The sequence below is a fragment of the Xanthovirga aplysinae genome (genome assembly GCF_009711365.1).
Taxonomy (GTDB): Bacteria; Bacteroidota; Bacteroidia; order Cytophagales; family Cyclobacteriaceae; genus Xanthovirga; species Xanthovirga aplysinae.
In genome coordinates this window covers 1-6,697 of sequence record NZ_SMMB01001024.1, presented here as the reverse complement: position 1 = coordinate 6,697, position 6,697 = coordinate 1, and the positions used below count along the sequence as shown (strand labels likewise).

Genomic DNA, 6,697 nt, shown 5'->3' with positions numbered 1-6,697 from the left:
ATTGTTAAGAGGGTATATATTTGGGATATACTTAGAAAAATCATAGAAAATTATTACAAAGTCTAAAAGGAGGGATTATGCCTAATTTTAAGTTATAATTGATTTTTATATAATTATAATTTTGAAGAAGAATGTGCTTTTAGGTATTATTTAAATAGGGGGATGATATTCTGTGGGAAATAAAAAAAACTAGAATATTGGCAAAGGTCTTTAATTTAAGATTAGCATCACTTTTACAGTTTTAAGGAATTGGGGGGATAAGAAGGAATGGGATGTGAGGGTTGAATTTTGCCGGGAATAGTGCTAAAGTCGGGTTGAATGTATTTGATCCGTTAGTTATTTTATTGCTAATCTTCTTACCGCACTTATTTCAATGAATGTTGTGTAATGTAGGCGGTATTATACAAGTAATCAATTATTATTTAACCATTTCAATTATATTTATCATGAAAAAAGTTCTTTTATTTGGTGCTGTTGGAGTTTTTTCGGCTTCTATAGCAATGGCCCAGAATAAATCTACAGTAGAACAAGCAGGAAATAATGCTGTTATTGTAGATCAGCATGGTGTGAATACTTCTAAAGTTAAGCAAACTAGTGTAGATGGAGATGCTGCTAACACAGCAAATGTGTTTCAAATAGGAGGAGGAAATCGATCAACTATCAATACTAAGGGAGACGGAAACAGTGTTGATGTTAACCAAATGGGTTTGAATGATGAGGATCCGAATACTGATTTGGGGCATGGAAATAGAACCAATGTTTTTCAAAAAGGTGATGGTAACTCTGCTATAGTAGATACGGATGGTGATTTAAATAAAGCAACTATTCGTCAGAAAAAAGACAATAATACCGCTATTATTGACCAGGGCGTGGGTTGGGCGGAAAGCAATGTTGCAACCATTAGACAAATAGGAGTAAACGGAGGAGCTGGCAATGATGCCTTAGTGGAGCAACGTTATGATTCTAATGAAGCTGATGTTTATCAAAAGGGTCAAGGAAATGACGCAAAAGTATTGCAAAATACACAAGCAAACAGCCCAGTGATAGGTAGCTATGCTGAACTTTCTCAAGAAGGGGTGAACAATATTGGAGTCATTGACCAGGATGGGGCTGAAAATGAGACTTTATCCTTTACGAGAGGTGATGATAACATGTTAAATATTATACAAGAAGGTGATGGTAACTACTCTTATGTTGAGCAGGAAGGTAATGGAAATGATGTTTTAATTACTCAGACTGGAAATAACAATCAAGGTGATTATTACCAGTTTGGAAATGGTGCTGAAGCCACTCTGACTCAAACTGGTGATGATAATCAGTCTGATATTTGGCAAGAGGACTCAGATGTGGCTAGTGTTTCTCAAGATGGAGATGATTATGTTTATGGAGATCAAATAGGAATAGGTAGTGGAAATGTAGTAAATATTTATCAAGGAAGCGGAGCTCAAGAAACTGTGTTCTATCAGGAGGGAGAAGGTAATGAATTGAATATTAATCAATTTGGAGGAGATGGTAACTATGTAGATGCAGAACAGGTCGGTTCAGGAAGTGTAGCAAATATCATTCAGGAAGGAGAATGGAACAGTTCTTACTCGGTACAGAATGTAGGAGCGAATAACTTAGAAGTTACTCAAATGGGAAGTTCTAACTACAGTAACGTTACCCAAAGTGGAGCTAATTCTGCTGTTGTAACTCAAAATAGCAGCGCAATTTTACCTTAAAAAGCCAAATTTAAATAACCACAGTCCACCATTGGGTTGTGGTTATTTAAATTTTACATTCTACTAATTAATAAATTCTCTCCTATACCAATAGTCAAAATCTATTTCAACGATAATATTTCATTTATTGAATTCCCTTTCGTCTTTTGATTCAAAAACTTTCCCCAGGGGAATAACCTGGTAATAAACAATTTTAAAAATATTGGAAAAGTTAATGGTCGAGATGTTCGATTAAAAAAGGAAGGGAAATTATCTCTATTTTCTTCTCACCAAGGTAAAAATTATCTCTTTTCAAAATTTATGGATTCCTCAGAAATGTTTCTTACCTATGTTTGTTTCAACTTGATAATCACTAAGTTACCAGTGTTTTTTGGGGTTTGATAATTATCTAGATAAAAAGTTTTCCCTTTCAGTATACTTAAAAATACTTTTTTGATTTAACCCCATAGATATTGAAATAGTTGAAGTTTTTGGGGGATTCTTTTTTTAGTTTTTAATGGATAAGAATTGTTGGATAAAAATTTCCTAATAAGCCTGATTTTTTTAATTGAATTTGATGTCGTTCGGTTGAATTGAATTTTTAGTGGTTGAGTGAACTATATAATATCCTTTAGTTGGTTAAAATAGAATTATTTTAATTTATTTTTTCAAATGACATATTTTATTTTTTAACAAATTGAATGATTTTTTAAAAAAAATGTACTTTTGGAATAAAAAAAATAGAAAAAATATTTGCAGTATTGGTATGGGGAGTTATATTTGTAGTGAACTAAAAAAAATCACAAAAAATTCGATAAAAGTTTAATTTGTGAGATTAATTAGGGTTTTAAATTCTAATAAATTATCGTATAGTTATAATTAGTGCTTTTAAGTTGGTTTTTTGTGCTGATTATTTATTGAAATATAGAAAAAAATGGGATGAGTGGATGGGTTTGTTAGATGATCAGTTCGAGGTTGGTGATGAATGTACAATGCGAGTTAAGGTTATTTTTTTTGGAAATTTTTCACGAAATTATAAGTGAATATTTTATAGCAAAATCATAAAATTTTTTCAATCTATTACAACTATTTAAAATCTATTTATTATGAAAAAAGTTCTTTTATTGGGAGCAGCAGGAATTCTTTCAGCTTCTCTTGCATTAGCACAGAACAATTCGACCGTAAATCAAAGCGGAACCAGCAATGCCATAGTAAATCAAACAGGAAGTAATACTTCCTCAATAGATCAAAACGGCTTGAACACTGCTACTGTGACTCAGTCTACTAATGAATCTTCTAGCATTATCCAGAACAGTGTTGATGGGGATGCGGTGAACTCTGCAACCGTTTACCAAGAAGGAGGTTCAAATAGTTCTGAAATTACCACAAACGGAGATGGTAATACTGTGGATGTAAATCAAATGGGGAAGAATGATAAACTTCCAGGTAATATGGGGCATGGTAATACAGCCAATGTTGCCCAAGATGGTGACGGTAACATGGCTACAGTTGATACAGACGGTGACGGTAACTCTGCTGAAATTGCTCAAAGCAGTGACAATAATACCGCCATTATTGATCAGGGAGTAGGTTGGGCAGAAAACAATACTGCTAGCATTACCCAAGTAGGAGTTGATGGGGGCGCAGGAAACGATGCACTTGTTGAGCAACGATATGATTCAAATGAAGGACATGTTTACCAAGATGGTCAGGGAAACAGTGCCAACGTATTACAAAATACAAGGGCCAATAGTCCTGCAATAGGTAGCTACGCTGAACTTTCTCAAGTAGGTGAAAACAATATGGGTACAATAGACCAGGACGGTTCAGAAAATGCAGCATATTCATATACGATTGGGAATGGTAATATGGTAGATATCAGACAAGATGGCGATGATAACCTAGCTGGTTTGTTCCAAGGAGGTGATGACAATAATGCTTATATTACACAAACTGGCAATAACAATGCGGGCGGATTTGCACAATTAGGAAATGGATCAGTAGGTACATTGACTCAGAATGGTGATAATAACGCTTCAGGTGTAGCTCAAGGTGATTCAGATGTTGCTACCATTAATCAAGATGGAGATGATTATGTTTTAGGTGCGCAGGTAGGTAGCGGAGAAGGAAATGTAGTTACAATCGATCAATTGGACGGTGCTCAAGCAGCCGAATTCTTTCAAGTGGGAGAATTTAATGAGTTGACTATTACACAATCTGGTGGAGATGGTAACTATGCAGGGGCAGAGCAGATCGGAACAGGTAGTGTAGCTACTATCACTCAGGAAGGCGAAATGAACGTTTCACTTTCTGGACAATATGATGGAGCAAATAACTTAACAGTTAATCAAATGGGAACTTCTAACTTCAGTGAAGTATCTCAAACTGGAAATAACACTGCTGTGGTAAATCAAAATAGCAGCGCAATATTACCATAATAAGTCAAAAGTGATTGACCACAGTCCTCCAGAGGACTGTGGTTGTTTTACAAAAGTATATTCATTAAAAATCTTCCATCCTTTATGAGCATTTCAAAATTCATCTCAACAGCAGTTATTCTTCTATTATCTTCCATCCTGTTTTTGAATGAGAAATCATTTGCACAGGGAAATGATCCTGTTTTGGATAATTTGCTAAATATGGAAGGAGAGTTGATCATTTCAGAATCTGGGCAGACTATGGAAGGGAACTTCCTTTCTTTAAAACAACTCGGGTCTAATAACCAAGTAAATCTATTGCAAAATGGTCTGGAAAATTCTTCAATTGTATGGCAGATAGGAAATGGAAACAATTATAATCTACAGATAAATGGAGATAATAATTATTCATTTTTACTGCAAAAGGGAGATGATAATTTAGTGCTCCTTCATGGTTTAGAAGGAAATGGGCTTAAACGCTATATTGTACAGGAGGGAAACGGACATGAACTTGAAATTTCTGGTGGAAATGATGTGCCGGAAATGGAGGTAAGGCAAAAAGGTGAGAATGGAATGCAAGTTCAAATTATCCAAAAAAATCGATATCAATAAGAGATCTTTTGGCTTATGAGAAAATTTAACATTTTATTTATTGGTGCTACATTGTTTGCTAGCGCTTCCTTTGCTCAGAATACTTCTATTGTTGAGCAAAAAGGAGGTAATGCTGCCAATGTAGAACAAATAGGAAATAATACCTCCTCTGTTAAGCAAACAGGTGGAGGTGAAGGTGAGTTGCAGAATTCATCTTTAGTTAATCAGGAAGGGGCTGGTAATTTTGCCACAGTGGAGCAAGGTGCTGATAATTTAAATAGTACGCCATCCATGGGTAATCCTGTGGGTTCCTACCAAGGGAATTCGGCTAGAATTAGCCAATACGGAAATGACAACTTGGCTAAAGTGCGTCAAACTGGAGGTTCTGATAATAATGCCTCGATTCTGCAGGGAGAAACTGAGGCAGGTGATAAGGACCAGTCGGATGATAATTCAGCTTTGGTAGAGCAGCAAGGCTCGGGAAATTCAGCAAAGGTTGTTCAAATAGGTGACAAGAATGGTAAGGGACCTCATACTACTTATTTGTTACAAAGAGGGGATAGAAATATTTCTGAAGTGTCTCAACTTGGAGACCATAATGATACGGATACTAAACAGTACGGAAATGACAATGAGTCATACATTAGTCAGTCTGGGGATAAACATAATACCTGGGTAGAGCAAGAAGGAGATGAAAATGTAAACTTAATTACCCAAGAAGGAAGTAAAAATAATGCCCATGTTTATCAAGATGGAGATGATAACTTTAGTGATATTCAGCAGGATGGTAATAAGAATGGGGATTCTCGTGTAACTCAAAACGGGGACAGAAATCGGTCTAATATTTGGCAAGATGGTGATAAAAATGATGCCGATGTTGACCAAGATGGAAATGATAACCAAGCTATTGTGGTGGAGTCCGGCCAGCAGAATAACGCTGATTTAGTTCAGAGCGGAGATAGAAATTATGGGACCATTGGACAATTTGGTTTTGAAAATGAAGCCTTAATTGAACAAACCGGAAATAATAATGAGGCAGGAGTGATGCAGTTTGGTTCTTCAAATGATGTGGATATTTCGCAGGATGGTGATGATTATGCCTTTGGTATTCAAACTAGTTTGTTGAGTGGAAACGAGGTGGATATTGTGCAAATGGAAGGAGAAAATGAGGCTTATTTTGGTCAATTGGGAGGTAAGAATGAGATATTGATTGAGCAGGAGGGTGGCAGTTTTGCTGTGGCTGGACAAAGTGGTTGGGAAAATACAGCTACTATTTCTCAAAGTGGAGCTGAAAACTATTCCTTTTCTTTGCAAATGGGGGCTGGAAATGAAGCTATAGTAAATCAAAATAGTGCGGCTAATGCAGGTAACCTTAGTAGGGTGATGCAAAATGGGAATGGTAACACTGCTTTTGTAACACAGCAATAATAAAAAATTAGTCTTTATAAAACCCACAGGAATAGTTCTGTGGGTTTAGACTGGAATTTAATTAATTAAGATGTTTTGCCCATTGGCAAAATAAGATAGGTTTTGGGTTCACCAATAGTTTCTTCAGTGTCCTTATTAGGTTTTAAGAATTGAGATCTTAATAAATATATAAATCTAGCTTGTCATGGAACTTATTTTATCAGAAAAAAATAATGGAGAGTATATCTCTGCAGATGAATTGCAGGAATCAAGAAAACATGTGAGTGATGAATTGTATGAATGGTATGATAAAATGCAGTCTTTGGATAAGGAAATAAATTCTAGGGCTGAAAAAAGCATACGGTTCGAAATAGGTCGCTGTACTGGTAAGTTAGAGTTACTGGACGAGCTTTTGAAAAAATAATCAAAAAGGAAGCAGCTTATTAAATGGTGCTTTTCCTTCTTCTGAGGGAAATCGACTTATTTGATTTAGGATGTTTTAATAACGCTTTGGAGTATTTAGTTACTTTGGGATTTTGGATTTATTATGGCTTATTCACCTCAAATCCTAAATAGAATATC

Annotated in this window: 5 protein-coding genes; all 5 read left to right on the top strand. The window is 35.5% G+C overall.

The annotated features are described in order from the left end of the window. The first annotated feature begins 446 nt into the window (after positions 1-446). The 5 genes from E1171_RS10690 (at position 447) to E1171_RS10670 (ending at position 6,539) form a co-directional block, all read left to right on the top strand. Positions 447-1,721, top strand: a complete 1,275-nt coding sequence (locus E1171_RS10690) for a hypothetical protein (RefSeq protein WP_187696390.1) — start codon at positions 447-449, stop codon at positions 1,719-1,721. 1,085 nt (positions 1,722-2,806) lie between these two features. After that, positions 2,807-4,138 carry a hypothetical protein gene (locus E1171_RS10685; RefSeq protein ID WP_155205997.1) on the top strand — a complete coding sequence of 444 codons (1,332 nt, stop codon included), beginning with the start codon at positions 2,807-2,809 and terminating at the stop codon, positions 4,136-4,138. A gap of 84 nt (positions 4,139-4,222) precedes the next feature. Then, positions 4,223-4,729, top strand: coding sequence for a hypothetical protein (locus E1171_RS10680; RefSeq protein ID WP_155205996.1), 507 nt, complete (start codon positions 4,223-4,225; stop codon positions 4,727-4,729). Between the two features lie 15 nt (positions 4,730-4,744). Then, the gene (locus E1171_RS10675; protein WP_155205995.1) at positions 4,745-6,136 is read left to right on the top strand and encodes a hypothetical protein; all 1,392 of its coding nucleotides are present in this window, start codon (positions 4,745-4,747) and stop codon (positions 6,134-6,136) included. A 184-nt stretch (positions 6,137-6,320) separates the two neighbouring features. Further along, positions 6,321-6,539 carry a hypothetical protein gene (locus E1171_RS10670; protein ID WP_155205994.1) on the top strand — a complete coding sequence of 73 codons (219 nt, stop codon included), beginning with the start codon at positions 6,321-6,323 and terminating at the stop codon, positions 6,537-6,539. Positions 6,540-6,697 lie beyond the last annotated feature (158 nt).

Excerpts from the sequence above, each read along its gene's own strand:
- E1171_RS10670 (WP_155205994.1), top strand. The coding sequence starts at position 6,321 with ATGGAACTTATTTTATCAGAAAAAAATAATGGAGAGTATATCTCTGCA.
- E1171_RS10685 (WP_155205997.1), top strand. The coding sequence starts at position 2,807 with ATGAAAAAAGTTCTTTTATTGGGAGCAGCAGGAATTCTTTCAGCTTCT.
- E1171_RS10675 (WP_155205995.1), top strand. The coding sequence starts at position 4,745 with ATGAGAAAATTTAACATTTTATTTATTGGTGCTACATTGTTTGCTAGC.
- E1171_RS10680 (WP_155205996.1), top strand. The coding sequence starts at position 4,223 with ATGAGCATTTCAAAATTCATCTCAACAGCAGTTATTCTTCTATTATCT.
- E1171_RS10690 (WP_187696390.1), top strand. The coding sequence starts at position 447 with ATGAAAAAAGTTCTTTTATTTGGTGCTGTTGGAGTTTTTTCGGCTTCT.